At 30.1% G+C, this 24,100-nt stretch carries 28 protein-coding genes; 12 read left to right on the forward strand and 16 right to left on the reverse strand.

What is annotated here, in order from left to right:
- The 3 genes from ABI549_RS07245 to ABI549_RS07255 form a co-directional block, all read left to right on the forward strand.
- Positions 1-1,153: OmpA family protein (locus ABI549_RS07245; RefSeq protein ID WP_348075793.1), on the forward strand; the 1,153-nt coding region annotated here is incomplete at its 5' end.
- Positions 1,154-1,337: 184 nt separating this feature from the next.
- Positions 1,338-1,796 (forward strand): hypothetical protein, encoded by a 459-nt coding sequence (locus ABI549_RS07250; RefSeq protein WP_348075794.1) that lies wholly within the window; start codon positions 1,338-1,340, stop codon positions 1,794-1,796.
- Positions 1,797-1,977: 181 nt separating this feature from the next.
- The gene (locus tag ABI549_RS07255) at positions 1,978-2,745 is read left to right on the forward strand and encodes a dienelactone hydrolase family protein (RefSeq protein ID WP_348075795.1); all 768 of its coding nucleotides are present in this window, start codon (positions 1,978-1,980) and stop codon (positions 2,743-2,745) included.
- Positions 2,746-2,748: 3 nt separating this feature from the next.
- Here the strand turns inward: ABI549_RS07255 and ABI549_RS07260 are convergent, their stop codons facing one another.
- Genes ABI549_RS07260 through ABI549_RS07270 form a run of 3 tightly spaced genes read right to left on the reverse strand, consistent with a single transcriptional unit; the run spans position 2,749 to position 4,452 of the window.
- A complete protein-coding gene (locus ABI549_RS07260) occupies positions 2,749-3,201 on the reverse strand; it encodes a tRNA (cytidine(34)-2'-O)-methyltransferase (protein WP_348075796.1) in 453 nt (150 codons plus the stop codon).
- A 26-nt stretch (positions 3,202-3,227) separates the two neighbouring features.
- Positions 3,228-3,800, reverse strand: a complete 573-nt coding sequence (locus ABI549_RS07265) for a pseudouridine synthase (RefSeq protein WP_348075797.1) — start codon at positions 3,798-3,800, stop codon at positions 3,228-3,230.
- A 1-nt stretch (position 3,801) separates the two neighbouring features.
- Positions 3,802-4,452, reverse strand: coding sequence for a Pr6Pr family membrane protein (locus tag ABI549_RS07270; RefSeq protein ID WP_348075798.1), 651 nt, complete (start codon positions 4,450-4,452; stop codon positions 3,802-3,804).
- Between the two features lie 80 nt (positions 4,453-4,532).
- On the opposite strand from ABI549_RS07270, the gene rmuC reads away from it, so the two are divergent.
- Genes rmuC through ABI549_RS07285 form a run of 3 tightly spaced genes read left to right on the forward strand, consistent with a single transcriptional unit; the run spans position 4,533 to position 6,806 of the window.
- The gene (gene rmuC, locus ABI549_RS07275) at positions 4,533-5,882 is read left to right on the forward strand and encodes a DNA recombination protein RmuC (RefSeq protein WP_348075799.1); all 1,350 of its coding nucleotides are present in this window, start codon (positions 4,533-4,535) and stop codon (positions 5,880-5,882) included.
- Positions 5,883-5,888: 6 nt separating this feature from the next.
- Complete coding sequence (locus tag ABI549_RS07280) at positions 5,889-6,257, forward strand: 6-phosphogluconate dehydrogenase (protein ID WP_348075800.1); 369 nt, start codon at positions 5,889-5,891, stop codon at positions 6,255-6,257.
- Entirely contained in the window at positions 6,258-6,806 is a 549-nt protein-coding gene (locus ABI549_RS07285; protein WP_348075801.1) for an acyl-CoA thioesterase, read from the forward strand. It begins immediately after the preceding gene.
- Here the strand turns inward: ABI549_RS07285 and ABI549_RS07290 are convergent.
- From ABI549_RS07290 to ABI549_RS07300, 3 genes are read right to left on the reverse strand one after another with little or no spacing between them, the layout of a single operon-like run.
- Positions 6,803-7,645 (reverse strand): DUF5777 family beta-barrel protein, encoded by an 843-nt coding sequence (locus tag ABI549_RS07290; RefSeq protein WP_348075802.1) that lies wholly within the window; start codon positions 7,643-7,645, stop codon positions 6,803-6,805. The genes ABI549_RS07285 and ABI549_RS07290 overlap by 4 nt on opposite strands.
- Before the next feature lie 11 nt (positions 7,646-7,656).
- Positions 7,657-8,406: a T9SS type A sorting domain-containing protein gene (locus ABI549_RS07295; RefSeq protein ID WP_348075803.1), complete on the reverse strand. Its 750-nt coding sequence runs from the start codon at positions 8,404-8,406 to the stop codon at positions 7,657-7,659.
- 1 nt (position 8,407) lies between these two features.
- A complete protein-coding gene (locus tag ABI549_RS07300; RefSeq protein WP_348075804.1) occupies positions 8,408-8,941 on the reverse strand; it encodes an ankyrin repeat domain-containing protein in 534 nt (177 codons plus the stop codon).
- A 111-nt stretch (positions 8,942-9,052) separates the two neighbouring features.
- On the opposite strand from ABI549_RS07300, the gene ABI549_RS07305 reads away from it, so the two are divergent.
- Both ABI549_RS07305 and ABI549_RS07310 read left to right on the forward strand, forming a co-directional pair.
- On the forward strand, positions 9,053-9,415 hold the full coding sequence (locus tag ABI549_RS07305; RefSeq protein WP_348075805.1) for a cytochrome c: 363 nt from the start codon (positions 9,053-9,055) through the stop codon (positions 9,413-9,415).
- Between the two features lie 90 nt (positions 9,416-9,505).
- Entirely contained in the window at positions 9,506-10,048 is a 543-nt protein-coding gene (locus tag ABI549_RS07310) for a YceI family protein (protein ID WP_348075806.1), read from the forward strand.
- A 2-nt stretch (positions 10,049-10,050) separates the two neighbouring features.
- On the opposite strand, the gene ABI549_RS07315 is transcribed toward ABI549_RS07310, so the two are convergent.
- Positions 10,051-11,007 carry an ion channel gene (locus tag ABI549_RS07315; protein ID WP_348075807.1) on the reverse strand — a complete coding sequence of 319 codons (957 nt, stop codon included), beginning with the start codon at positions 11,005-11,007 and terminating at the stop codon, positions 10,051-10,053.
- A gap of 53 nt (positions 11,008-11,060) precedes the next feature.
- Between ABI549_RS07315 and nhaA the strand changes: the two genes are divergently transcribed.
- Positions 11,061-12,227 carry a Na+/H+ antiporter NhaA gene (gene nhaA / locus ABI549_RS07320; protein WP_348075808.1) on the forward strand — a complete coding sequence of 389 codons (1,167 nt, stop codon included), beginning with the start codon at positions 11,061-11,063 and terminating at the stop codon, positions 12,225-12,227.
- A gap of 352 nt (positions 12,228-12,579) precedes the next feature.
- Here nhaA and ABI549_RS07325 read toward each other — a convergent pair whose 3' ends face one another.
- The 6 genes from ABI549_RS07325 to rpmH all read right to left on the reverse strand — a co-directional run bounded on the left by ABI549_RS07325 (position 12,580) and on the right by rpmH (position 20,223).
- Positions 12,580-13,320 carry a response regulator transcription factor gene (locus ABI549_RS07325; protein WP_348075809.1) on the reverse strand — a complete coding sequence of 247 codons (741 nt, stop codon included), beginning with the start codon at positions 13,318-13,320 and terminating at the stop codon, positions 12,580-12,582.
- A 4-nt stretch (positions 13,321-13,324) separates the two neighbouring features.
- Positions 13,325-14,383 carry a sensor histidine kinase gene (locus ABI549_RS07330; RefSeq protein ID WP_348075810.1) on the reverse strand — a complete coding sequence of 353 codons (1,059 nt, stop codon included), beginning with the start codon at positions 14,381-14,383 and terminating at the stop codon, positions 13,325-13,327.
- A gap of 71 nt (positions 14,384-14,454) precedes the next feature.
- Positions 14,455-15,342: a hypothetical protein gene (locus ABI549_RS07335; protein ID WP_348075811.1), complete on the reverse strand. Its 888-nt coding sequence runs from the start codon at positions 15,340-15,342 to the stop codon at positions 14,455-14,457.
- Between the two features lie 143 nt (positions 15,343-15,485).
- On the reverse strand, positions 15,486-16,463 hold the full coding sequence (locus ABI549_RS07340; RefSeq protein ID WP_348075812.1) for a M43 family zinc metalloprotease: 978 nt from the start codon (positions 16,461-16,463) through the stop codon (positions 15,486-15,488).
- Between the two features lie 536 nt (positions 16,464-16,999).
- Entirely contained in the window at positions 17,000-19,852 is a 2,853-nt protein-coding gene (gene carB / locus ABI549_RS07345; RefSeq protein ID WP_348075813.1) for a carbamoyl-phosphate synthase large subunit, read from the reverse strand.
- 209 nt (positions 19,853-20,061) lie between these two features.
- Entirely contained in the window at positions 20,062-20,223 is a 162-nt protein-coding gene (rpmH, locus tag ABI549_RS07350) for a 50S ribosomal protein L34 (RefSeq protein ID WP_007136275.1), read from the reverse strand.
- Positions 20,224-20,376: 153 nt separating this feature from the next.
- On the opposite strand from rpmH, the gene ABI549_RS07355 reads away from it, so the two are divergent.
- Together ABI549_RS07355 and ABI549_RS07360 are read left to right on the forward strand one after the other, a co-directional pair.
- Positions 20,377-20,892 (forward strand): DUF2892 domain-containing protein, encoded by a 516-nt coding sequence (locus ABI549_RS07355; protein ID WP_348075814.1) that lies wholly within the window; start codon positions 20,377-20,379, stop codon positions 20,890-20,892.
- A 147-nt stretch (positions 20,893-21,039) separates the two neighbouring features.
- A complete protein-coding gene (locus tag ABI549_RS07360; protein WP_348075815.1) occupies positions 21,040-21,735 on the forward strand; it encodes a TlpA disulfide reductase family protein in 696 nt (231 codons plus the stop codon).
- On the opposite strand, the gene ABI549_RS07365 is transcribed toward ABI549_RS07360, so the two are convergent.
- The 3 genes from ABI549_RS07365 to ABI549_RS07375 are packed head-to-tail and all read right to left on the reverse strand — an operon-like array spanning position 21,736 to position 23,700.
- Complete coding sequence (locus ABI549_RS07365) at positions 21,736-22,107, reverse strand: sulfite exporter TauE/SafE family protein (protein WP_348075816.1); 372 nt, start codon at positions 22,105-22,107, stop codon at positions 21,736-21,738.
- A 12-nt stretch (positions 22,108-22,119) separates the two neighbouring features.
- Positions 22,120-23,004 carry a lytic transglycosylase domain-containing protein gene (locus tag ABI549_RS07370; protein WP_348075817.1) on the reverse strand — a complete coding sequence of 295 codons (885 nt, stop codon included), beginning with the start codon at positions 23,002-23,004 and terminating at the stop codon, positions 22,120-22,122.
- 39 nt (positions 23,005-23,043) lie between these two features.
- Entirely contained in the window at positions 23,044-23,700 is a 657-nt protein-coding gene (locus ABI549_RS07375; RefSeq protein ID WP_348075818.1) for an alpha/beta hydrolase, read from the reverse strand.
- A 107-nt stretch (positions 23,701-23,807) separates the two neighbouring features.
- On the opposite strand from ABI549_RS07375, the gene ABI549_RS07380 reads away from it, so the two are divergent.
- The gene (locus ABI549_RS07380) at positions 23,808-24,092 is read left to right on the forward strand and encodes an N-acetyltransferase (protein ID WP_348075819.1); all 285 of its coding nucleotides are present in this window, start codon (positions 23,808-23,810) and stop codon (positions 24,090-24,092) included.
- The last annotated feature ends 8 nt before the right edge of the window (positions 24,093-24,100 follow it).

Consider the following 24,100-nt stretch of genomic DNA (forward strand, 5'->3'; position numbering starts at 1 on the left):
AAATGTAGAACAAAAAGCAACAAAAACTACAGATGCTGGCATGAATGATGTTTTGAATAATAAAAAGAAAACTTCAAATAACAACACAAATTCGACTAACGAAACTAGTCCTAAAAACAAAGTTTCAAAAAATGAATCAGATTTTGTATCAGGCAACAAAATCATTTTTGAAGAAAATTTCAAATCAGATGTAGTCGGTGACTTTCCTGTAAATTGGTTTACGAACAGTAGTGGAGAGATTGTTACCATGGAAGGAAATAACACCAAATGGCTTCAACTTTCTGACAAAGGAAGTTTTACATCATTAAATATTTCAAAATTACCTGAAAATTTTACTTTTGAATTTGATGTAACTACAACCGATAATTTTAATTTTTATTCAACACCCTTAAATGTTGTTATTACAGAAAAAATAACAAAAATAGATAATGTTTGGAATACAGTTTTTAAAAGAAAAGAAGCTGTTATATTTAATGTTCATCCTGCAAGCACATCGATAGGGACAACAGGAAGTAGTAGTGTTTATGTAATTTCTGAAAAGAAAGAGATTATTAAAAATAAAGTCATACTATCAAATTTTAATAAAAACAATAATTCTGTAAGAGTTCAAATTTGGCGTCAAAAAAACCGATTCAGAATGTATGTTGATGGAAAAAAATATTGGGATTTGCCAACAGCTTTTCAAGAATCAAATTACAACCAGATTATCTTTTTTATTGGAACTTATAAAAATACAACCGATAAATTTTTTATCTCTAACTTAAAACTAGCCGAAGCTGGCGCTGATACAAGACATAAACTTATCGAAACTGGTACTTTTACTACATCCGAAATATTATTTGACACAAATAAAGCAACCATAAAAGCCTCTAGTACAAATGTTTTAAAAGAATTAGGAAATGCACTTCAAGAAAATTCAGCGGTAAAAATCTCTATTACTGGTCATACAGATAATATAGGAAGCGAATCCGATAATCAAAAATTATCCGAACAACGTGCAGAAAGTGTTAAAACCTATTTAAATAAAAATTTTGGTATTGATAAAAGTAGAATTACAACACAAGGCAAAGGCGCAACAGAACCAATAATTGACAATAAATCAGAAGAAACAAGAAAACAAAACCGCAGAGTTGAATTTAATGTTATAAACTAAAAACTGCTTTATAATGCCCCAAAAAAAGCTAACATACGAATCAAAAATAGAACAATTCCCTTCAAAAAAAATTTATATTAATGTAAATCATTTGGAAAAAGGAGATTATGAACTGAATATTATTTATAAAAACAAACTCATTACAAAAACTAATTTTAAAAAATAAACTTTAAAAAAAATTATTATGAAAACAACAATCCTAAAATCAATTTTTGCATTATTTCTAGTAACAACAAGTCTAATATCCTGTAATGACAATGATGATGTTGCAAGTCCGCCTCCTCCACCAGGATTACCGGAGCTTTTATATGCCGAAGGAGGCGCAGCAAGTATGTCGACTGTAACAACACCATATGCAAATGCTTCTACTAATAGTATTTTTGGTGTAAATACTGGAACAACAGTTATTGAAATAAATTTAGCATATTTAGTAGTTGGAGTATACACAATCAATGCAACAAATAAATTTACCTATTTTAAGCCTGGCACTTCAATTACTTGGACTGGATTTACGGGGAATGTAACAATAACCCGTAATTCAGACAACAAATTATCTGGAACTTTTGATATTAATTCTGGCAACGGAAGTCCTACAATAAATGAGGTTCATGGTAGTTTTACAGATATTGTAATTAATCCTTAAAATGAAAAATAATAGTTAGTTATTAAGTCTATTTTTAAAAGGAAAAGCATTTGTTAATAACGAATGCTTTTCCTATTTTAATTCAAATCATGACAATTCTAATATTAAATAATTAGGATTTATTTCACATCTGTTGAATATAAAATATTTGTAATTTTGACTAAATTTAAATACTTACAAGATGAAAAACTTATTTCTTACTTTACTCTTAGTGACAGCTATTACTTCTCAAGCACAATTAAAACCGGTCTCTTATACTGATGGAGATCAAAAATTAGAAGGACAATTAGCACAACCTAAAAAATCTTTAAAAAATAAAGCTGGAGTTTTAGTTTTACCAGCTTGGATGGGAATTGAAACCAATGCAAAAACGAATGCTACCGAGCTAGCAAAACTAGGATATATTACTTTTGTTGCGGACATTTATGGGGTTGACAAAAGACCAACAAATACAAAAGAAGCAGGTCAACTGGCTGGTTATTTTAAAACCAATTATTTAGAATATCACAAAAGAATTCAGTTGGCTTTAGATCAATTGATAAAAGCTGGTGCAAATCCTGATAAAATTGCAGTTATTGGATACTGTTTTGGTGGAACTGGAGCATTGGAAGTGGCTAGATCTAATTTTAAAGTGAATGGTGTCGTTTCTTTTCATGGTGGTTTAGGCAGAGATGCTTCAAGAGTAATCGAACCAATAAACCCGAAAGTTTTAGTACTTCATGGTGCTGATGATTTTTTCGAATCAGATGCAGAAATTAAAGCTTTTCAAGACGAAATGCGCACCGCAAAAGCCGATTGGCAAATGGTTTATTATGCTGATGCTGTACATGCTTTTACCCACAAAGATGCTGGAAACAACAAAAGTACTGGTGTTGCTTATAACGAAAAAGCAGACAAACGTTCTTGGCGTGCGATGTTAGATTTTTTTGATGAGATTTTCGGAAAATAATAACTATCTAAAATTAATCTGTCTTCTCGCCTCGCCTACTACGAATGCAACAGAGTTAGCAATGTTATAGCTTCTAATCTTATCGGACATAGGAATAGTTAAGTGATTTTGAAATAAATTCAAAATTTCAGCATTTAATCCCACGCTTTCTTTGCCAAAAACCAACCAATCTCCTTCTTGAAATTCGGCTTCATAATAAGATTTTTCGGCGTGAGAAGACATCAGAAAAACCCTTGATTTATCTGTGATCTGGTCTATCCATTCTTGCGTATTTTGATATTGATTCCAATCTAAATGTACCCAATAATCTAGACCAGAACGCTTCAAGTTTTTATCATTAATTTCAAATCCAAACGGATGAATTAAATGCAAACGATTTCCTGTTCCCACACACAAGCGACCAATATTCCCCGTGTTATTTGGAATTTCTGGTTCTACTAAAACAATGTTTAACATATCCTAATGTTGATTTGATGATTTGTTTATTCGGTTATTTGAAAACGCTCTACTTCAAGTACTTCTCTTGCTTGTAAATTATTTAAATGCACATTTCCTATACGAATTCTTACCAGTCGTAATGTAGGAAATCCTACTGCAGCAGTCATTTTTCGTACTTGACGAAATTTGCCCTCGGTTACAACAACTGAAGCCCAAGAAGTTGGTCCGTGACGTTCGTCACGAATTTTCTTTCCTCTTTCGCCAAAGTTAGGAATTTCATTTACCATAAATGCTTTGCAAGGTTTGGTCATGTATTTTATCCCTTCAAAACCTATTTCGACTCCATTTTGCATTTTCTGAATGGCTTCCTCCGTAATAATACCGTCAACTTGAACATAATATTCTTTTTCGACTTTTTTACTACGAACTATTTCACTCATTTTTCCATCGGTTGTTAATAAAAGTAATCCTTCTGAATCTTCATCTAATCGACCAATAGCCATAATTCCTTCAGGAAAATCATATAATTCTCCTAGTAATTTTTTCTTCCGTTTTAGTTCGTATTTAAACTGAGATAAATATCCGTAAGGTTTGTGAATGATAAAATGTCGGTGCATATTAATTATTATCCAAGTTTCTATTATTTAGTAATTTACTGCTAAATATTAATAAAAAGCCAACTATAAAAAAAGCTATTAACATATAAAATGAATTTACAAAAACTGAAGTATATCCTAAAATATTTATATCTAAAAATGGATATGGATAAAAATTAAAAAAATATCCACGAACCAAAGTATATACTAAATATAAAAAAGGAAACAGTAGCCAAGGAAAAACATTCTTATATTCTAAAGATTTTTTAGAAACAAATTGAAACCAATATATCAAAACTAAAACGGGAACAATTAGATGCAAAATCTCATCAGTAATTCTTTGCATTCCTGTTGGCACCCATAAAAACCTTAAAATCAAATTGTAAACTATCCCAACAATTGTGATATACATTGTAATTGCTGTTAAGCTTTTATTATCTAAAAAAAATAATTCTAATTTATTTTTTGGCTTAAACCAAAGTACGGTAAAGCAAACTGCTACCAAAATATTAGATTGTATTGTAAAAAAGCTAAAAAAACGGACAATTGTTTCCAAAATAGAAGCAACACGATTTACAATTATCAAATACAATTGCAATAAAACAGCTAACCAGCTGGATAAAGAAATTACAGCTAAAAAAATAACGTTAAAATTTTGAGATTGCTTTTCCATCTATTTGAAATTATGTTAAATATTGAAACTAATACTCGAAAACTTTTGTTTAATTTTACAAACTTACAAAAAGTATTTTTATGACCGATTTGTTTATTTTCTTATCCATTTTTATTGTTGCATTTGCTATTGGAATCTTTATTGGTAAAATTATTTTTTCGGCAAAATCTCAATCTGAAAAAAATATTTTAGAAGAAAAGTTAAATGCATTAAAAGAACAGTCTCTAGCGGAGAAGGTTTCTTTCGAGAAAAATTTACTTCAAATTAATACCGAAAAAGAACAAATTCGTAATGAGAAAGAAGTTGCAAATATTCAACTTGCAAAAAAAGAAGCCGATTTTGATTCACTTTTAGAAAAAAACAAAGACCAGAAACAAGAAGTCGAACAATTGCAAGAAAAATTTACTAAAGAATTTGAGAATCTTGCTAATAAAATTCTAGAAGAAAAAACAAACAAATTTACCGAGCAAAACAAGGAGAATATGAAAAATATTCTGTCTCCACTACAAGACAAAATTCTTCATTTTGAGAAAAAAGTAGAAGACACACACAAAGAAAGTATCGATTACCATGCTGCTTTACGCCAACAAATATTAGGGTTAAGCGAGATGAATGCTCAAATGAGTAAAGAAACACTAAATCTTACAAAAGCGCTAAAAGGCGACAGCAAAATGCAAGGAAATTGGGGCGAATTAGTCTTAGAACGTGTACTAGAAAAATCAGGATTAGAAAAAGGTCGCGAATATGAAGTGCAACAAAGCTTTACAACTGCCGAAGGCAATCGCGTTTTTCCAGATGTTGTGATTAATTTGCCTGATGGTAAGAAAATGATTGTCGATTCTAAAGTGACTTTAACTGCTTACGAACGGTATATAAATGAGGATAACGAAGAGTTAAAAGCACAACACTTAAAAGATCATGTTCTTGCCATAAAACGCCATGTAGAACAACTAGGCGATAAAAATTATCATGATTTATATCAGATTGAAAGTCCAGATTTTGTACTTTTATTTATCCCGATGGAACCTGCGTTTGCATTGGCACTAAACGAGGATACTACTTTATATAATAAAGCTTTCGAGAAAAATATTGTGATTGTTACACCATCTACATTATTAGCTACATTGCGTACTATTGACAGTATGTGGGCAAACCAAAAACAACAAGAAAACGCACTAGAAATTGCACGTCAAGCGGGTGCTTTATATGATAAGTTTGAAGGTTTTGTTGCTGATTTGATAAAAATTGGAAAGAAAATTGACGAAAGTAAAGTAGAATATTCTGGCGCTATGAATAAGCTTGTAGAAGGAAAAGGAAACCTGATTACCAGTGTCGAAAAATTAAAGAAAATGGGGGCAAAAGCAAAAAAATCTTTACCCGAAAACATTATAAATAGAGCTGAAACAAACGAAAACAATCTTTTAAATTAAAATATTATGTTACGAAAAATCATTTTTATATTTATTACAACTATCATTTTAGGAATTACTGGTTACTTTACTTTTTTATACTACGCAACTTATAGTGAAGGAGTTCGTTCTGGTGAGTTAATCAAATTTAGCCACAAAGGAATGGTTTTCAAAACTTGGGAAGGAGAAATTAGTCAAGGAATTTCAGGTGCACAAATCTTTTCTTTCTCAATAATGGACAGCGATAAGGAAGTAATTTCAAATCTAAAAGATATGGAAGGACAATATGTAAAAGTAACTTATGTAGAACGTTACAAAACGTTTCCTTGGTGGGGCGATACAAAATATTTTATTACCAATGTAAAAAAAGATGTTTCACCGTTCAAATTGAAATAAATGAATACTGTTTTTAAAACCGTAAAAGCATCAAAAGTTACTATTTCTGAATTGATGTTGCCTTCTCATACTAATTTTTCGGGCAAAATACACGGTGGTTATATTTTGTCTTTGTTAGATCAAATTGCTTTTGCTTGTGCTTCAAAATTCTCAGGGAATTATTGCGTAACTGCTTCGGTAGATACGGTCGATTTTCTAAATCCCATAGAAGTTGGCGAACTCGTAACTATGAAAGCTAGTGTAAATTATGTAGGTAAAAGCTCTATGATTATTGGTATTCGTGTAGAAGCAGAAAATATTAGAACTGGTGTTATCAAACACTGTAATTCTAGCTATTTTACGATGGTTTCTAAAGATACCGAAGGAAAAAACACATTAGTTCCTGGACTCATTTTATCAAATCTTGACGAAGTTCGTCGTTTTTATAATTGTATAAAAATGATTGCCGTTAGAAAAGAAAAACAAGAACATGAAGAAATTTTTGACTTTAAATCTGACCAAGCAATATCAAACCTAACCAAATATAATGTTCAGGTTATTATTTCTTAAAAAACTCGTGCTAAATTAAACCCAAAGAAAACATCTCCTTTACCCCAATCTCCAGTCGTATTTCCTAAGAATCCAGCTTCATGTATTCCTTGGGAATTGGTAAAATGCATTTGAAAAACGTGTCCGCCTGTTTCAATATCAACACCAACTGAAAGCGGATTGTTGTATATAGAAGTTGATGTTCTATTTAGATGAGCAGCATAATCGATATTTAATGAAACTCGTTTTGATAATTTATATCTTCCACCAAAACCTAATGCAAACTGGCTGTTGTTCTGAAAATCATTTTCAACAAAATTTTCATGAAAATAAGTTGGCGCTAATTCTAACGATAACTTATCGGAAAATTTTCTTGAAACTAATAACTGATTTACATAAACTATTCTGTCATTAAATTTCATTTTGGGATAAACTGATTGCTTGAGCAAATTATTAAAACCTAAACTATTAAAACCAACAATTGTAAATGGAAAACCATCTTGAATCTGAGATTTTAATAAATACTTTGCCGAAAAATCATACGCTTGTTCACTTCTTCCTGCAGATAAAGAAACTTTGTCTGAAAGACCATAAACAAACTTAATTTGAGTAACAGCGTTATCTAACCCGAAAAAACCTTCTATTCCTTCCTTTACAGAAGCAAAACGATGGGCAATAACAAGATATAACTCTTTTTTACCAAGCAGTTTAGTAGATTCTAGATTTACAATTTTCATTGCTTTAAAAGCTGATGTTACTTTCTGATTCGTTTCTGTCGAGTCTATTTGTGAAAGTAAATCGTCTTGTGCAAAAGTTATTTGTGAAAAACTAAGTAGTATTAATAAAAGTAGGTATTTCATAAAAATCTTTCTTAATTTACAATAATTTTTTTCCAAGATTTGTCATTCGCATTTAGTAATTCCAGCAAATAAACACCTGATGACAAACCTTTAATATTAATTTCGGCAGCATCTAAATTATTTACATTAATTGTTTTTACAAAAGCACCAACTTGCGAATACACATTTATTTTATCTAATCCTGTTTTAGTTTTTATCATGAAATCTCCGTTTGAGGGATTTGGATAAATTTGAGTTGCATTTAGAGAAAAATCTTCAACACCTAAAGCGGTTCTAGTTAGAGTTACAGGACCACGTTCACTTGCACCACCATGATAAGCTAAAGCCGTAGAAGTACCTTGATTGTAAATTATATTTATGTTTGAAGCATCATTTAGAAAAGTGAAATCCCCAGAAGACACTAAAGGTCTAGTAGCAACAACAGTTCTGGTAACTCCTGAAACATTATCACTCACAATTGTCCAACTTTGTGATGCATCAGCCGAAGGAGCTGATTGAAAACCTGATGGAGTATAATCTCTATTTGTAGTTGAATTCCAGATAAACATATCAGTTACAGTTGACATTGAACTTCCTCCAAAGCCAATTCCTAACCATGCAGTACTTGAACCTGTTATGGTCATAGTAGCTGTTGTAGCATTTGTATCTATTTGTAATGTTCTTGTCCCAGTTAAATTAACAACTCCTGTTGTAAATTGTGCTATTGAAATTGAAGTAAATCCAATTGTTAGTGCTAAAGTTAATAGTAATTTTTTTTTCATGTTAGTTTGTTTTTAAAATATTAATAATTTCTTCATTGTTAGTAAATACAGCAAACTCAAAGGCAGTTTTCCCCTCTTTGTCTTTGTGTTCTATGTCTGCTTTATATTTTAATAGTAATTTAATCGCATCAATGTTTTGAAATTGAGCTGCATACATTAATGCAGTAGTACCTTTATTATCTGTTAAATCTGGATTTGCTCCTTTTTGTAATAATAATTCTGTAATTACATTGTTTCCTTTTACTACAGAAGCCATGAGAGGCGTGCCCATGTCACTGGATGTATTAATAGTTTTACTCTTTTCCATTAAGAATTTTGCTACCTCCACATTTCCTTTATAACAAGCTAGTATTAAAGGTGTGAAACCATTTTCGTTTTTTGTATTTATTATCTCTGGGTCTTTATTTACTAATATTTTTAAATTTTCAACAGTTCCTGAACGAGCTAAATTAAAAACATCATTTTGCGAAAACACGTTTGCCGAAAAAGCAAATAAAACAAGACATAACAAAGTAATTCTTAAAGAAAATTTCATTTTATGAGATAATTTATAACGAATTTAACAATATTAATTGGAAAAATTGTTTATTTTTATATAAATTTTAACACTAAATAACAAGATTATTTAACTTAATTTTTCAATTAAATGAATATAAAACATTTTTTTATAATAGCCTTCTTAGCAATATTATCCTCTTGTACCAACGATAGTACATCCGATATTACAATACCAACAAATGATTCATTAACAATAAAATATAGCACCGATATCGCCTCAATTATAAACAGTAATTGTTTGAGCTGTCATACTTCTCCTCCCACTAATGGTGCGCCAATGCAACTTACAACTTATGATGATGTAAAAAACGCAATACTAAATAGAGGTTTAATTGATAGAATTTCTAGAACTCAAGGAGCCGTTGGAATGATGCCAAATGGAGGAACAAGACTTCCACAAGCAACAATAGATAAAATTATAAAATGGCAAACTGATGGGTTTGTAAACTAATGAAATATTTATGGTTCTTAAATCACGAACGTAGATAAATATTCCCTCATAAATATACCATATTCCAATAAGAAAAAATATTATCTGCGTATGAAAAAAATATTTTCCACATTCGTCCTTATCTTGATTAGTCATTTTGCAATTGCTCAAGATAAAATTATAACTAAAGCTGGTCAAATTACTTTTGAAGCTTCAGTGCCTTCTTTTGAGGAAGTAAAAGCAACCAATAAACTTTCTGCTTGTGTTTTAAATACAAAAACTGGAGAAATTGCTAGCGTGGCTATGATAAAAAGTTTTAAATTTAAATCATCTTTAATGCAAGAACATTTTAATGAAAACTACATTGAGAGCGACAAATATCCGAAAGCTATTTTTAAAGGGAAAATTGAAAATTTCGATATATTAAAACTAACAACTCAGAAACAGGAATTTACTATAAAAGGCACCATTGAATTGCATGGCAAATCTAAAAACATTTCAGTTGTCGCAAAGATTTCTAAAAATGAAAATATAACCAATATAGTTTCGACTTTTACTTTAAATACAGATGATTTTAATATCGATTTACCTTTTCTTATAAGTAGTAAAGTATCAAAAAAAGTAGAAATTAATTTAGATTACAAATTACTTTAGAATTACATCTCAATTTCTTCAAATAAATTCAGTTTATCTATATGAATGACGGTTTTTGTTTTGTCGTTACTATGTTCGAACATTTGTAGAAATTTCGCACCATACACAATTTCTTTAAAAACATAAGATGTTCTAATAGCTACTGTGTTGCTAAACATTTCGTCGAAAGCTTTTAGAAATACTAAAACTTCTCCTTTTTCATTTACAAAATCTTCTTTAGAAAATTCGTATAACGGACTTTCTTCTGTGATGTAGTGAACCAATGTCCAACTTAATGTTAAAGAATTTATGGTACTATATTCTAAATCTAAAGGAAAAAATCTATTTACGGTTACACCATTTTCTTCGACCCTCATAGCAAGTGTTAACTTTGCTTCAGCATCGGTTAAATTTGTATTTTTATAGGAAGCAACACGAATCATTAATGCTTTTCCTTCTTGAAAAGGAGCAATTATAGCATTTTCAGAAAATTTCAAATGTGCTTTGGGTTTACTGAACCGTCCGTATAATAAACCTGTGGCTAGCGCAAATCCTAATAGCCCAACAAGTGCTTCTGTAGCCGCAACTGCACTTGTTAAAAATCCTTGCGGACTTATATGACCATATCCAACTGTGGTAAATGTTTGTGCGCTAAAAAAATAAGCCTGAGCAAATTTTTCAATTTCAGAACGAGCAACAATACCATTTAGATGTTCTATTCCAATAAAATAATAGATAGATGCAAAAATAAAATTAACCAAAATAAAAATCAAAAAAATTATGATTTGAAATTTCCATGCTGGCAATCGCAAAAGTGTGTGAAACCAACTAATCTGATCAAAAAATGGCAAGCCTCTTTTTTCAATATTAGCAGAACCATCTTTGTCTAAAAAGCGTCCACCATAATTTGCTGCATTAGTTCCAAAACCAGTTTGGTTGTCTATTTTGAGATTTTTTCTTCCTTTTTTAAATACTTTCATATACAATAATGATATTGTTGTAAATTTATAGAAATTTAATTTAACATTTCTAAATGAAGTCTACTAAACTTTTTAAATCCTTTTTTGAAAGCGAAAAAACTGGAGGAATTATATTGCTAATTTGTACAATCTTTTCTATGCTTTTAGCAAATTCCTATTTCCAAAAAGGTTACATAAAAATGTGGCATGGGTCAATTGGAAATTATTCAATAGAACACATCATCAATGATGGGTTAATGACCATTTTTTTCTTAATGATAGGTTTAGAACTTGAGAGAGAATTATACATAGGTGAATTATCTAAAATAAAAAACGCAATGCTTCCCATAGCAGGAGCAATAGGTGGTATGTTATTTCCTGCTCTTATTTATTTCATTTTTAATCATAATACTAATTTCAAAAATGGGATAGGAATTCCTATGGCAACTGACATTGCTTTCGCAATAGGAATTTTATCTTTATTAGGAAATAAGGTTCCAATTTCCCTCAAAATATTTTTAACTGCGCTTGCTGTTATAGATGATTTAGGCGCAATTATTATTATTGCTTTATTTTATTCAGAATCAGTGCAACTAAATTATTTATTTTTAGCTATTGCTATTTGGGGTTTATTATTTTTATTTAACAGAATGAAAGTTTACAATCTTTGGATATACTTAATTGGTGGTATATTTATGTGGTATTTTATGATGAATTCAGGTATACATGCTACAATTACAGGTGTCGTATTAGCATTTGTAATACCATTTCAAAAAGGAGAAGAAACCTCAATATCATATAAATTACAGAATTGGCTTCACAAACCAGTATCATTTATAATTTTACCAATTTTTGCCCTTGCAAACACAGCAATTATAATTAATTTAAGTAATAGTTTATTTGAAACCTACTCAGTAGGAATTGCGTTAGGACTAATACTTGGAAAACCATTAGGAATCATTTTGTTTTCATATATTTTTGTAAAACTTAAACTAGCAAAATTACCTTTTGATCTATCTTGGAAACATATATCTGGCGCAGGAATATTAGGTGGAATAGGTTTTACAATGTCTATTTTTATAACATTACTTGCTTTTGATGATGCTATGATTATAAACAATTCTAAACTATTTATAATTATTGCTTCATTTACGTCTGGAATAATAGGTTTATTGTTTTTAAAAAGAATCTTAAAAACTGAAATATCCGAAGAAATTGAAGAAATTGAAGAAATAGAATGATTTTTATAGCTATTATTTATAATAAATAACCTTGAATTAACTATCTAAGATACATTAAAAATGATGTTAATATATCTTAGATAGTTTAAAAAACTAGTTATGAATTTTATATTAAATTTCTTTCACAGATTTTAGCTATTTACTCAAATACATTTTTCGCCTAGAATACAATTCGTAAAACTGATCATCTTTTAAATCATCTATAAACAAAATGCTTTCTCCCGTAGATTTCATTTCTGGACCTAATGCCTTATTTACATTCTGGAATTTACTAAAAGAAAAGACAGGTTGTTTAATGGCATATCCTTTTAACTTTTTAAAGCAGCAACTTTTGGATTACGGCAAATACAACTTATTTTAGGTACTTTTTTCTGAAATTTTCTGGTGTGTTTCCTTCATTTTTTTTAAAAGCTTGGTAAAAAGTACTATTGCTTTCAAAACCAACTTCAAAAGCAATATCGGATACTGATAATTTTGTTTCTTTAAGAAATGATTTCGATTTTTCTATTCTTCTACTGATGATATACTGATAAGGTGTAACGGATAAGTATTTTGAAAAGAGTCGAATAAAATGGTCTTTTTGCCATTCAGTCAATGCTACTAATTCGTCTACTACTATTTTTTTTTCCAAATTAGAATTAATGTAATCAATTACTTTTCTAATTCGATAGGGCACCGAATCATTTTTATTTTCATCGTTGCGAATTGTATCTATTTTTTTGTGGTAATAATTATTCAAAACAACTGCAATTGTTGCTTTCAAATCATCACTTTTAAATGGTTTTACCAAGTAACCGTGTGGTCTAGTAGCAATAACTTGATCTAGGGTAACTTTATCTGCATAAGATGTAATATAAATATACGGAATAGCATCTTTTTGCAACAAATACCGCCCAAGGTGCGTTCCGTCTTTGGTTCTATTTAAATTAATGTCTATTAAAACCAACGCAGGATTATGTTCTTCAATGCTTTCTATTGCTTGTTCAACAGAAGTTACATCTATAATCACTTCATATCCTTGCTTTTCTAGTGTAACTTGCGTATCCAAGGCTATGAGTAGCTCGTCTTCTACAATTATAATTTTATTGTTCATTTAATTAAATTTTTATTTCAGTAAAAGTGATGGTAAAAGTGGTTCCTAAGTTATTTTCAATTTCTATTATACCTCTTATTTGCGAAACCAATAACTTCACAATTTTTAAACCAGTACTTTTACCCGTCATTTTGGCTTGATTTATACCTAAACCATCATCGTGTATAATTAATTGGTATAATTTATTTTTTTGTAATAATTTTATTTTTATAATCCCTTGATTTTTGCCAATAAAAGCGTGTTTGTAAGCATTTAAAACCAACTCATTAATAATAAGACCTAATGGTATTGCAGTTTCAATGTCAAAATTGGTTTGCTCAACAAATGTTTCTATTTTAATATGGCTCAATCCAGAAAAGGAAGCCGAAATAGATGCACACAATCTTTTTAAATAATTTTCAAAATTAATGTAGTTTATGTTATCTGACTCATATAAAAATTCGTGAATTAATGCCATCGAACGTATCCTGTTTTCGCTTATTTCTATAAAATTTTCAATGTTTTGAAGGTTAGTATCCGACGCTTGAATTTTTAATAAACTAATCACGAGTTGCATATTGTTTTTTACCCGATGATGAATTTCTTTAAGTAGCGTTTCTTTTTCAATAAGTGATTTTTTAACCAGTAACTTTTCGGCTTCAATAATGCCATTCTTTTTTCTAATAGTTTTATAACTGCTTAAATAAAATGCTACAGAAAGTATTGCAATGCAAAGTGCTAAAGAAATATAGATTATGTAATTATTTTTTAAAGTAATTTCTGTTTGTTTTTTTAATTGTTGTAATTTTAATTGCTTTATCTGGCTGTTTTTTTCAAGCAAATCAAAATCATTTTGTAATTCAAATAGCTTATTTTGTAAAGCCCTATCATTATCTAGTTCATTTATTTTTTCATACTCAACAGATGCATTATAAGCGGCTTTAAAATTACCTTTGCTTGCTTCAATTTCAGATTTAGTAAAATAAATAGCTCCTTTGAGGTATAAACTATTTTCAATAGAATCCACTAAAACTAACGATTTATTATTGTAATAAACTGCTTTTTCAACATTTTTTAATCGCAAAAAACTCCGGCTTAGTCCATTATAATTTTGTAATTTTCTATAAATAACATCTGTGTTTTCTACTTCTTTTTCTAGTATTTTAATATATATATATTGTCTTTTTTTTGATATCCATAAATGGAAGCAATAAGAGAAGTATTTCTATAACAATTTTCTGCTGACATGCTGGTCTTTTTATTTTTAAGCAAAATTTGCAAAGCTTTTTCATATTTTTCCTCTCTTATCAATATAAGAGCATTTGAAATGTTAATATCCATTACTGTTGCATTTTCAGAGGCTAAATTTAGATAGTAACGAGCCTCTTTAAATTTATTAAATGTGGTAGAAATTTGGGCAAAATAAGAATATAATTTGGCTTTATCTCTAGATTTTTTTTTATCAAAGTTGTAATATTTTAAAGCAATTTTATAATTTTTTAAAGACTCTTTTAAATTATATTCGTAAAAGTTTACTTGACCCATAAGACGATGCAAGTTGGCTATTTCATTATAATATTTTGTTTTTGATGCCAATTGTAAACTGCTGGCTATTATTTTTTTAGCTTCTTTAAAATTCGATTTAGACAAATAAGCAAGTCCTAAATTATGACATGAAATTAAGTAATTCTTATAATCTTTGCAGGATAAAAAAATATTGGATGTTTTTTTTGCTAATGCAAAGCGTTCTTTACCCAAAAACTCATCAATCAAAGTTTGATTCAAATAATACAAACCTAAACCACGATTAAAGTTATTTTTTTTGGCTAATTGCAGTATTTTTTTATTATAAAACTGTATTTTTTTTATGTCTCGATCCCAGTATTCTTCACAAATGGATTGGTAAGTATTTATTTTGTAAATGTCTCGGGTTTCATCGTTTAAAACCAACAATAAGCTATCTACTTTCAGTAAATTAATTTTTTCTTGCGAAAAACTAGTGTCTGTAAAGAGTAAAATAAATAGAAAAACAAATTGTTTCATAGTACTGAATTTAGTAACTAAAGTATAAAAAAAATTACAGTAAAAGCAACATCATTATTTATGACTAAAACCGACTCAAAAAAAATTGAGTCGGTTTTTTACCAAAACACCACTTTTATTATTAACAAATTTTGCTGAATAAACTAATTTCTAAAAGACGCTCTCGGACCACCAACTGCAAAAGTAGCATCTATCTTAGTCTTTTGACCCAGTGAAAACATATATCTATTATTTCCTGTATAATCCATGTAGTTCATAGTCATTTCTATAGGAGTCCCTGCGCATGTACTATAATGTGGGTAAATTGGATTACCATAGTTAGGTGAGTTATGAACAGGTGTATCTGCTACTGAATCGTCACCACAATTTGCATCACCCCAAATGTGCTTCAAACCCATCCAATGTCCTACTTCATGCGAACCTGTTCTGCCTAAATTACCAGCTGTTGCTGAGCCCAATGTACCAAACTGTTGGTAATCTATTACAACTCCATCTAATGGATTTCCTGCGGCACCTGGACTTGTTGCTAAACCATTTATAGTAAGATCACATACATAAATATTCAAATTTTTTGATGGTTCTTTTGTAGCTATACCGCCTGTGTCTGTTCGCATCATTGTATAACCAGAAGGCCAGGTTGTATTTGTTGTTAACTTTCTTTGTATGGTGGGATTTAAAGTAAAAGTAATACCAATATTAGCTCGTTTTGACTGGAAGAAAGCAGGTACAGTATTATAATCAGTATTTAAAGCTTTAAAATCTTTGTTTAATACATCTATTTGTGATTGTATTTGATTCCAAGACACATTTTCAGCACTATTATTATACAAAACATTAACCTGTACAGGGATAACAAGATTTCCTGCTAATAGTTCAGCATTAGGATTATTTTTTATATAATTTTTAGTAAATGCTTCAATTTCATTCATTCTGGTAGCCATAGCCGGATCGTCTTTAAGTTGTTGTTCTAATAATTCTTGCGATGCACAAATTTTGTCTGAAAATTGGTTTTGAGTATCAATTGCTACTGAATTACTTTTTGTAACTTCTTCATTTTGGCAAGACCATTGTAATAAAATTATCAAAGCAAATGCTAAATATTTCAATTTAAATATTTTCATAATATAATTTATTAATTTTCCCTACTCTATATTAGGCTTTTCGGGTTGCGCCTTTTGTTGGTTTTTGGGTTAGCTAGTTGTATATTTTAAACTAGCGAATTGTGACGGGTATTTTTTGTGGTTTCATAATGGGTTGGTTTATTGGTTAGTTCTAATTTTATTGTTGTAAAACTGTAATTTCAATGTTAAAAAAAGCAGTAATTAATTGAATTAAAAAAAATTATTTTGTTTAGGTTTAATCTTTGCTTTTTATACTATCATTGTTCAACACTTCAAAAGTATATTGATTTTGCAGGCTGCTAGTAATGATTATCAACATGAATTATGGAAAATCGACATTTGTTTTGTTTTTTTTAACAGTACAAAGTGTATTGTTACAATATATCCTTCCATTAATGTATAATTAGGTAAAATTTTAAAACAAAAAAAAGAGCTTGATGTATCATCAAACTCTTCTTTGGGGTGTTTATAAATAACTTGTATAACTGTTATTAAGGACTTTTTGGTTTTATCAAAAGTAAAATCATTTAAAAAATCTATTTACTCAAATACATTTTTCTTCTACTGTACAATTCATAAAACTGATCGTCTTTTAAATCATCAATAAACAAAATGCTTTCTCCCGTAGATTTCATTTCAGGACCAAGGGCTTTGTTCACATTCTGGAATTTACCAAAAGAAAAGACAGGTTGTTTAATGGCGTAACCTTTAAGCTGAGGATTAAAGGTAAAATCGGTTACTTTATTGTGTCCCAACATTACTTTTGTGGCATAATTCACATAAGGTTCGCCATAAGCTTTTGCAATAAACGGAACCGTTCTCGATGCTCTTGGGTTGGCTTCAATTATATAAACAATATCATCTTTTATAGCAAATTGAATGTTAATTAAACCAACTGTTCGCAAGGCTAAAGCAATTTTCTTGGTATGGTCTTTTATTTGTTGCATTACAAATTCACCCAAATTAAATGGTGGCAAAGTTGCGTTGGAATCCCCTGAATGTATTCCGCAAGGTTCGATGTGTTCCATAATTCCAATGATATAAACATTTTCACCATCGCAAATAGCATCGGCTTCTGCTTCAATTGCACCATCAAGATAATGATCCAGCAACAATTTATTACCTGGAATATTTTTCAATAAATCGATTACATGCTCTTCTAGTTCTTGTTTGTTTATAACAATTTTCATTCCTTGCCCTCCTAATACATACGATGGACGAACCAATAATGGAAAATCTAAAACATCAGCCAAAGCGCTTGCTTGATCTGCATTTTCAGCAATTCCAAATTGTGGAAACGGAATTTTAAGTTCTGTTAATAATTCTGAAAAACGACCTCTATCTTCGGCTAAATCTAAAGCATCAAACGAAGTTCCAAGAATTTTAATTCCGTATTTTGATAATTTCTCTGCTAATTTTAAAGCGGTCTGTCCTCCCAATTGAACAATTACGCCTTCTGGTTTTTCATGTCGGATAATATCATAAATATGTTCCCAAAAAACGGGTTCAAAATACAATTTATCAGCCGTATCAAAATCGGTAGAAACGGTTTCTGGGTTACAATTGATCATGATTGTTTCGTAACCACATTCTTTGGCGGCTAAAACGCCGTGAACACAAGAATAATCAAATTCTATACCTTGTCCAATTCTGTTTGGACCTGAACCCAAAACGACAACTTTCTTTTTATCGGTTACAATACTTTCGTTATGAACATATTTTTCGCCGTTTGGCTTCTCTATTTCGGCTTCAAAAGTAGAGTAATAATAAGGTGTTAATGCTTTAAATTCGGCGGCACAGGTATCTACTAATTTATAAACTCGATTGATGTTTTGATCTTCCCGAAGCTTATAAACCTGACTTTCCAAACACCCCAACATGTGTGCTATTTGTCTATCGCCGTATCCTTTTTGCTTTGCTTCAAGTAATAAATCTTTGGGTAAAGTATCAATTTTAAAGTTAGAAATTTCTTTTTCTAATTGAAATAATTCTTCATATTGTTTCAAGAACCACATGTCGATTTTGGTTATTTCATGAATTCTAGAAAGTGGAATTCCTAAAGCAATAGCATCATAAATTACAAAAACGCGATCCCAACTAGCATGCGTTAGTTTGTCGATAATCTGTTCGTAATTTTTATATCCTTTTCCGTCTGCTCCCAACCCATTTCTTTTAATTTCAAGCGATTGTGTTGCTTTGTGCAAAGCTTCTTGAAACGAACGTCCAATTCCCATAACTTCTCCAACCGATTTCATTTGAAGTCCTAAAGTTCGGTCGGCTCCTTCAAATTTATCGAAATTCCAACGAGGAATTTTTACAATCACATAATCTAAAGTCGGCTCGAAAAGTGCTGAAGTAGATTTTGTAATTTGATTTTGAAGTTCATCTAAATGATAACCCAAAGCTAGTTTTGAAGCAATTTTTGCAATTGGATAACCAGTTGCTTTAGATGCTAATGCTGATGAACGTGACACACGAGGGTTTATTTCGATAGCTACAATATCTTCTTTATCGTCTGGCGAAACGGCAAATTGCACATTACAACCTCCTGCAAAATTACCGATACTTCGCATCATCAAAATAGCCATATCACGCATTTTTTGAAATGTCGTGTCTGACAAAGTCATCGCTGGCGCTACTGTAATTGAATCTCCTGTATGAATCCCCATTGGATCCATATTTTCGATTGTACAAATAATGACTACGTTGTCATTTTTATCACGAAGTAATTCTAATTCATATTCTTTCCAACCCATTAATGCTTTGTCTATAAGTACTTCGTGAATAGGTGACATTTCTAATCCGTAGGTTAGTTTTTCGTCAAAATCTTCTTTTTTGTAAACAATCGCTGCTCCTGTTCCTCCTAATGTAAATGAAGGACGAATTACTAACGGAAAACCAAATTCCTGTGCAATTTCTTTTCCACGAAGAAAAGAAGTACAAATTTCAGCAGGAGCCGAAGGAATATTTATTTTTTTGAGCAATTGTTTAAATTTTTCTCGGTCTTCGGTAATTTCGATAGCATTTACATCGACACCAATTAGTCTTACATTAAAATCTTCCCAAATTCCTTTCTCGTCAGCTTCTAAACAAAGGTTTAAGGCAGTTTGCCCACCCATTGTTGGCAAAACTGCATCAATTTGTGGATGTTCTTTTAGGATTTGAATGATAGATTTGGTCGTGAGTGGTAACAAATATACATGGTCCGCCATACTTGGATCGGTCATGATGGTTGCCGGATTGGAATTGATAAGAATTACTTCAATTCCTTCTTCACGAATAGAACGTGCCGATTGTGATCCTGCATAATCAAATTCGCAGGCTTGCCCGATTACGATTGGTCCTGAACCTATAATTAAAACCGATTTTATTGAATTGTCTTTTGGCATTGTGTAGTTGTAGTTAGTTGTGTGTTGAATTCTAAATAATTAGCCCTAGCCCAGATAGAAACGGAAATCCTTTTTGTTTTTTCTTTAAAAATAAAAAGATTGAAGTGAATAGCGGGAAATAGCTTCAAAAATTTATTAATATTTATGAACAGGTTTAAAAAAAAGCCGCTACTAATAAAAGTAACGGCTTTATATTGATTGTTAAATCATTATTTTTTGTGTCTTGGTTCGCAAGAAACAGTCAATTTATGTCTTCCTTTAGCACGACGACGAGCCAAAACTTTTCTTCCATTTGCAGAAGCCATTCTGTCCATGAATCCGTGTTTGTTTCTTCTTTTTCTTTTCGATGGTTGGAACGTTCTTTTGCTCATTTTGTGTATCTTTAAATTCTTGTATAAATATCTTGTTGTAGGTTTCTTTCAAACCGAGTGCAAATATACAATGATTTTTTTTTCTTGCAAGTGGTTTTATAAAAAATATTTAATTGTTTTACTATATTTGCCATTCATTATAAAAACACTACTATGTTTCATAGAAATATTAAGCTTGTAATAGCTGCTCTGATTATATTTACTGGTATTTGGCAATTTACAGAAGGAAATATTGGAAATGGCATTTTTCTTATTTTATTGTCTGCTCTTCCTATTTTCTTATATTTTAAAAACGAATTTATCCTTTTGGCTTTCTTAAAACTAAGAAAACAAGATTTTGATGGTGCAAAAAGTTGGTTAGATAAGATTAAAAATCCAGAAACGGCTTTAGTACAAAAACAACAAGGTTATTTTAATTATTTGCACGGATTAATGCTTTCACAAACAAATTTAATTCAAGCAGAGAAATATTTTAAGAAAGCGATTAGCTTAGGTTTAAATATGGATCAGGATTTAGCACTTGCAAAACTGAATTTGGCAGGAATTGCTTTGAGCAGAAGACGTAAAATTGAAGCTACAAATTTATTAACTGAAGTTAAAAAATTAGACAAGCAGAATATGCTAAAAGATCAAATAAAGATGATGAAAGATCAGATGAAAAAGATTTAACATTTGTTAAATATATCAGAAACCACGCTACTTAGCGTGGTTTTTTTTGTGCTTTTTAGGTTTCTGGTCGAGTTTTTATACTTTTAATCGATTATATTGATTATCAGCAACATAACTTTATACCTTTACGATCCAAAAATTAAAAGTATGAAAATTCTACATATAACAATACTAAGTTTTATTTTTATCTTTTCTGCAAATTGTCAGGAAAATAAGAATAGTTTTAATTATGTTATAAAAACGAACATAAAAAAATACAACCTTGAGAGCAATCAAGCTTTTGAAAATAATGATTCAGAAAAAGGTCAAATTTTGTTTGATTCTTTGGTTTCAAATCACTTAATAGGAACTGATTTTGAAGACTATACAATTAAAAGTTTTGATAAAAAGAAAATAAAATTAAGTTCTTTTAATAAACCAATATTCATTTTAACTTATGCTTCTTGGTGTATTCCTAGTAAAGGGGAAATTCCTGCACTAAATAAATTAGCTCAAAAATATGCTAATGATGTGCAATTTGTCATTCTTTTTTGGGACAAAAAACATACTGTTAAGAAAATCGCTAGAAAATTTAATCACAACATAACTGTTTGCTATGCGAACGAATCATATAAAAACGACGCAAGTATTGTTGCCAATTTAAAACATACTCTAGGTTTTCCTACTTCCTACTTTTTAGACGAAAAATTAAAAGTAATTAATATAAAACGTGGCGGCGCACAACCAGACAATAAAAGCTCTTATGTAAAAGCTTATACGATGAACTATAATAATTTTAGAGAAGGTTTAGGAAGTTTGCTTATTGAGAAAAATATCTCGAAAGAACAATTATCTACAAATTAATTATTTTTCTAACAGCATTTTTCCTGCAATAATTATAAGCACAATACTAAATACTTTTTTTAGCATTTTTTGATCTAAACTTAATGCTAATTTACTTCCAAAAAAACTACCTACAAGAAAAAACACCGCAATTATAAGTGCAAATTTCCAGTTAACATAACCCTGTTTATAATAATTAAAAACTGCTATAGCTGTAGTTGGAACCAATAACACCGCTAAACTTGTACCTTGTGCCTGAAATTGGTTGAATCCTAGAAACAAAACCAAAAGTGGTACCATTATAATTCCTCCGCCTACGCCAACTAAACCGCTAAGAGCTCCTGCTAATAAACCAATTATTATTAATGATATTATTATTGTCATACTTTTCATAAATTTATTTTTTCAGTAACCTTCGATAGGTATTTCTATTTTGTATTTCTTTTTCGCAGGGTTATCTAATTTTTTATCACGTAACCAAGGATTATAATATTTCAAAATCTTATAGTTAATTCCTTGTGTTTTTGCAAAAGTGGCAAGATTAGCTATTGTGCTATCTACTTCTATTTGTCGAGTAGGAAGGTTAACATATAATTCTTCTTTTTGAATATTAAAACCATACAAAATTGGATTTTTCATAATTTCTTTTAATGCTAAAATCCTAAAAACATACCTAGAAGTTTCGTCATTCAACAACAAGTCATAGTAATTATCCACTTGTTGAAAACCCATTTGGCTTGATACTCCGGACATTCCTCCGTTGTATGATGCAGCAGCAAGCGTCCAAGACCCTAATTTTTCTTTGGCCAAAAGTAAATATTTACATGCAGCTTCAGTTGATTTTTCTAGATGATAGCGTTCGTCTACAGTTTCAGAAACTTCTATTCCTTTTTCACGAGCTGTTTCAGGCATAAATTGCCAAACACCACGTGCTCCAGCAGGAGAAACTGCATTAACAAGAGAACTTTCTATAACAGCTAAATATTTAAAATCATCTGGAACGTTATATTTTGCCAAAATAGGTTCGATAATTGGGAAAGCTTTATTCGCTCTTTTTAATATAAGTATTGTTGATGAATGCAAATTTTCATTTATTAGCAATTCTCTATCCATTCGCTCACGGACATCATAAATATTTAAAGGTGTTTTTTCTCCAGCAAAATCTATTTCATTTAGAAAATGATTATTTATTCCAACACTTGAGTTTCTGTTATATGTTGTTGCAAAAATTAGAAATCCGCTTGCTAAAATAATTGTAAAAACAATTACTATCTTTTTTATAATTTTCATGTTTTGTCTGTAAAAAGTAAAAGTATTAATATAAATCTTTTATTTCAGAATTATATCTGGTAAATTCTCGTTAAACCATTTGTATCTGTTTACAATCATGATATGTGTTCCTGCATTTACATTTATATATTCCTTAATATTCTGAACCGGAAAAACGCTATCGTTGTCTCCATGAATGTGAATTACATTCTTATCTGCAATCGTTCTTTCCCAACACACCACTTGTTCTATAGCCCAGTCTAAATAAGCTTTATCCTTCATGGTTAGATATTTTTTATACAACTTCAATCTTTCTTTAATCATTGTTCCAAAAGCATATTTTGTAAGCGTTTCTACATTCGCAAGTAAACTCGTAGGAATTAGTTTATATGCTTTAGTAGTTTTAGCTATTTTCATTCGGCTTGGCAATTCCTTATTAGATTTCACACTCGAAATAATAATTATTTTTCTTAAGTCCAAAAACTGGGCCATTTCTTGGACTAAAATTCCACCAAAAGAAACGCCAATTAGAACCGCTTTGTCATGTTTTACAAATTTCGACATACGCTCAGCATACTCCGTCAAAGTTTCGGACTTTTCAGGCATTATCCAATCCAGCAAATGGATTTCAAAAACATCTACGGGCAATTTTATTTTTTCAAATATTGAAGAACTTGCTGCCAAACCTGGCATAAAATATATATGAACTTTACTCATTACTTAACATTAATTTAGCAAAAACGGTTTATTTTTCCTATTTTTGTATAAAAATAATTCATTTTTATTGACTTGCATGTATAGTTAATATTATATTTTTTTAAAATATGGAAATTAAAGACAATACGTTTTCTAGGCAATTTGAAACCACATTAAATGGACAATTAATTTCAGTTGAATATTCTTTTCAGGAAAAAAAGATATTTTTAACTCGTTTGAATACTCCTGAAAATTTTACTGATGAGGATTTTATTTCCGATTTATTAAAAAAAATTATGTCAATCGCTATCGAACGAAAGCTAAAAGTAGTTCCTATTTTACCTAAAATTGTATTGTTTTTTAAGAAAAATCCAGTGTATAAAGAATTACTTCCGCCAGGAATTAGATTATAAGTTATAAC

The organism is Flavobacterium sp. (genome assembly GCF_039932285.1).
In the GTDB taxonomy this organism is placed as follows: domain Bacteria; phylum Bacteroidota; class Bacteroidia; order Flavobacteriales; family Flavobacteriaceae; genus Flavobacterium.